General features: G+C 73.2%; 4 protein-coding genes and 1 pseudogene. 3 read left to right on the top strand and 2 right to left on the bottom strand.

Translation table 11 applies throughout. From position 1 onward, the window contains the following. A partial coding sequence (locus tag FHG89_RS00285; RefSeq protein WP_425280135.1) for a PhoD-like phosphatase N-terminal domain-containing protein occupies positions 1 to 470 on the bottom strand: 470 nt, incomplete at its 3' end. A 197-nt stretch (positions 471 to 667) separates the two neighbouring features. Between FHG89_RS00285 and FHG89_RS00280 the strand changes: the two genes are divergently transcribed. Further along, entirely contained in the window at positions 668 to 1,099 is a 432-nt protein-coding gene (locus FHG89_RS00280) for a carboxymuconolactone decarboxylase family protein (protein ID WP_208760813.1), read from the top strand. Beyond that, positions 1,096 to 1,971 carry an RNA polymerase sigma factor SigJ gene (sigJ, locus tag FHG89_RS00275; protein WP_139581849.1) on the top strand — a complete coding sequence of 292 codons (876 nt, stop codon included), beginning with the start codon at positions 1,096 to 1,098 and terminating at the stop codon, positions 1,969 to 1,971. The genes FHG89_RS00280 and sigJ overlap by 4 nt, the downstream gene beginning before the upstream one ends. Positions 1,972 to 1,981: 10 nt before the next feature. Here sigJ and ndk read toward each other — a convergent pair whose 3' ends face one another. Next, positions 1,982 to 2,407 carry a nucleoside-diphosphate kinase gene (ndk, locus tag FHG89_RS00270; protein ID WP_139581847.1) on the bottom strand — a complete coding sequence of 142 codons (426 nt, stop codon included), beginning with the start codon at positions 2,405 to 2,407 and terminating at the stop codon, positions 1,982 to 1,984. Positions 2,408 to 2,549: 142 nt separating this feature from the next. Here ndk and FHG89_RS00265 point away from each other — a divergent pair. Then, positions 2,550 to 3,369: pseudogene (locus FHG89_RS00265) on the top strand (glyoxalase/bleomycin resistance/dioxygenase family protein); the annotation flags it as partial.

The raw sequence follows: 3,369 nt of genomic DNA, 5'->3' as shown, positions 1-3,369 counted from the left end.
GGAGGGTGGTGGTCCAGAGGGAGGCGCCGTCGCGGTCGCGGAGGTGGACCGTCAGAGCCTCGGACTCGCCGTCGATGGACACCTCGCCGAAGTGCTGGAAGCCCTCCGCCGGCGAGGTGTTGGCCCGGGGCGGGGCGTGCACGAAGACCGCCTGCGGGCCGAACGTGCCGTCCAGTGAAGTCGCCGGTCGGAGCGAGCACCGGCCCGCGCAGCTTGCGCGCGCCCCGGAAGTCCGGTCGGCGACTCACCTCGACAAGCATCCGGCCCGGCCGGTCGGCCCGCGTCCACACCAGCGCCGAGTCCGCGGTCACGTCGCCGCTCTGCACGCCGTGGGTGAGGACCGGGCGTCCCGCCGGCCGCCAGGCGGGGGCCGCGCTCGCGCCGGCACCGCCCAGCAGCGCGCCGCCGGCGACGCCGGCCCCGGCCACCAGGCCAGCTCGCAGCAGGGTACGTCGATCAAGCTCGGTCATGTTTCCTCCCGATCATGGGTTGACCCCGTCGGTCTATCGGGCGGAGGTGACCGCGAGCGGCGGCCCGGGTGACGCGGGCCGGAACGCCTGTTGTCCGATCGGCATGACCGGCGTCACAGCCGGAGCTGTCACGTGGCGCCCCCGCTCGTGCGTCGTGTCGGTGTCGGACCGATCAGGGGAGGAACATCGTGCAGCGGATGAACGCGGCCGAGGTCGCGCCACAGGGATACCAGGCCGTGCTGGGGCTGGAGAAGTACGTCCGGGCGAACGTCGACCACACCGTGCTGGAGTTGGTCAAGCTGCGGGCGTCGATGATCAACGGATGCGCGTTCTGCGTCGACATGCACAGCCGCGAGGCGCTCGACGCCGGCGAGTCGAGCCGACGGCTCTTCGCGGTGGCCGCCTGGCGGGAGGCGCCGTTCTTCGACGAGCGGGAACGATCCGCGCTGGCGCTCACCGACGCGGTCACCAAGCTCGGTGAGCACGGCGTGCCGGACGAGGTGTGGGACGCCGCCGCGAAGGTCTGGTCGGAGAAGGAACTCGCCGACCTGGTCCTGGCCATTGCCACAATCAACGTGTGGAACCGGATCGGAGTGACCATGCGTCTGGAGCCTCCGGCCCACGCATGACCACCGAGGCGGCAGAGGCGGCCGGTGCGCTCCAGGCGCACCGGCCGATGCTGCTCGGGCTCGCCTACCGCCTGCTGGGCAGCCGGCACGACGCGGAGGACGTGCTCCAGGAGGCGTACCTGCGGTGGCTGCGGGTGGACCGCTCGACCGTCGACGAGCCACGCCGGTACCTGTCCCGGGTGGTCACCCGGCTGGCCCTGGACCGGCTGCGGGCGCGGCAGGCGGCCCGCGAGACGTACGTCGGGACGTGGCTTCCCGAGCCGGTGCCGACCGAGCCCTCGCCGTTCGGGCCGCTGGACCGCGCCGAACTGCGCGACTCGCTCTCCACCGCGCTGCTGCACGTCCTGGAGCGGCTCACTCCGCCGGAGCGGGCCGTGTACGTCCTGCACACCGCCTTCGAGCTGCCGTACGCGGAGATCGCGGAGATCCTGGACCGGACCCCGGAGGACTGCCGGCAGCTGCACCACCGCGCGGTGACCCGGGTACGGCAGGAGCAGCGGCGGTTCACCGCCAGCCGGCCGGAGCGGGAGCGGCTGCTCGACGCGTTCCTGGCCGCCGCCCGCGACGGTGACCTGGCGACGCTCACCGGCCTGGTCGCCTCGGACGCCACGGCCTGGAACGACGGTGGTGGTCGGGTACGCGCGGCCCGCAACCCCGTCTTCGGCGCGGACCGGGTGGCCCGCTTCTTCGCCGGGATCTACGGCCCGAACCGCCACTGGACGATGCGCCGGGTGGAGCTGAACGGGGAACCGGCCGCCCTGATGACCGGTCAGGACGGCAACCGGTACGCCCTCACCATCGCCGCGGCGGACGGTCGGATCACCGGGATCTACGTGGTCGGCAATCCGACGAAGCTGCCCCCGGCCAGCTGAACGGGGAGCGTCAGCCCAGCTCGGGGAACCAGAGCGCGATCTCGCGCTTGGCGCTATCCGTCGAGTCGGAGGCGTGCACCAGGTTCTCCCGGTTGGACAGCGACAGGTCGCCCCGGATGGTGCCGGCGGCGGCCCTGCGACCGTCGGTCGCCCCGACCAGCCCGCGGACCACGTCGATGACCTGGTCACCGGAGAGCACCAGGGCGACCAGCGGGCCGCCGGTCATGAAGTCCTTCAACGGCGGGTAGAACGCCTTGTCGACGTGCTCGGCGTAGTGCGCGTCGGCGAGCGCCGCGTCCATCGTCCGGTGCACCATCGCGTCGATCCGCAGCCCCTTGCGCTCGAAGCGGGAGAGGACCTCGCCGACCAGGCCGCGGCGAACCGCGTCGGGCTTGATCAGAACGAGGCTGCGCTCATCCGGGCTGTTGCTGGACACGCTGGGTTCCTCCTGTACGCGCTTGACGCTGGGGATCGGTACGGTCAGCCTAGCGACCCGGTCCCGGCGCCGGCGCGGCGGCCGGTCTTTCCCCCGGTGGCCGTTCCGGCCTAGCCTGGCCCTGACCCCCGGGAGGTCCACTGTGGCGAATGGCGGGAACCGACCCATCGCGCCGGTACGCAAGCTGATCGGCACGGTGCTGGGCACCGTGGCCACGTTCGTGGTCCTCTTCGGCCTCGGCATGACGAGCTGGCCGATCGTGGCGATCGGGGTAGCCCTGCTGGTGCTGGCGATCGCGCTGGCCACCGTACGCGGCGGTGGGCGCACCTGGGTGGTCGGTGTGGGCCACGTGCACAGCGCCTCGGAGCCACCCACCCAGTACGCGTTCGGCCGCTGCGAGCTGCAACTGGTGATCGACGCACCCGGCCTGCCGCCCCGCTCGAAGAAGATCATCGAGCCGCGGGTGCCGGTCTCCAAGTGGCCGTCGCTGGGCCAGACCCTGCCGATCCGCGTCGCTCTGGACGACCAACGGCACGTCAAGGTCCTGTGGGACGAGGTGCCGACGCACGCCGAGACCGCCGCGGCAGTCGCCGACCTCCCCCCGGAGTTCGCCGAGGCGGAGCCCCTGGACGAGATGCTGATCCAGCAGGACGCCCCGCCGTGGGCCGACCGCGCGCCCGACGACGACTTCCGGGACCCGCTCGGCCCCGACCCGCTGCGCGCCGACCCCCTGCGGCCTGATCCCCTGCGCGACGATCCGGGCGTCGACCCGGAGGCACGCGAGCCGGTGGTGATGCACCAGAGCCCCGGCGGCCCGGTGGTCCTGGAGGGCGTCGTCGTCGAACAACCGGCCGCCGGCCAGCCGGCCGGCGGCGGACTGCCCCGGCGGGCCACCCCGGCGCCGCGCCCGCCCGCCGAGGAACGCTTCGACCAACCCGGTGCCGAACGCGTCGACCCGGCGG

The organism is Micromonospora orduensis (assembly GCF_006228125.1).
GTDB classification, from domain to species: domain Bacteria; phylum Actinomycetota; class Actinomycetes; order Mycobacteriales; family Micromonosporaceae; genus Micromonospora; species Micromonospora orduensis.
Note: the sequence above shows the minus strand (reverse complement) of the source record. Positions and strands in the feature narration are given on the sequence as shown.

Excerpts from the sequence above, each read along its gene's own strand:
- sigJ (WP_139581849.1), top strand. The coding sequence starts at position 1,096 with ATGACCACCGAGGCGGCAGAGGCGGCCGGTGCGCTCCAGGCGCACCGG.
- FHG89_RS00280 (WP_208760813.1), top strand. The coding sequence starts at position 668 with ATGAACGCGGCCGAGGTCGCGCCACAGGGATACCAGGCCGTGCTGGGG.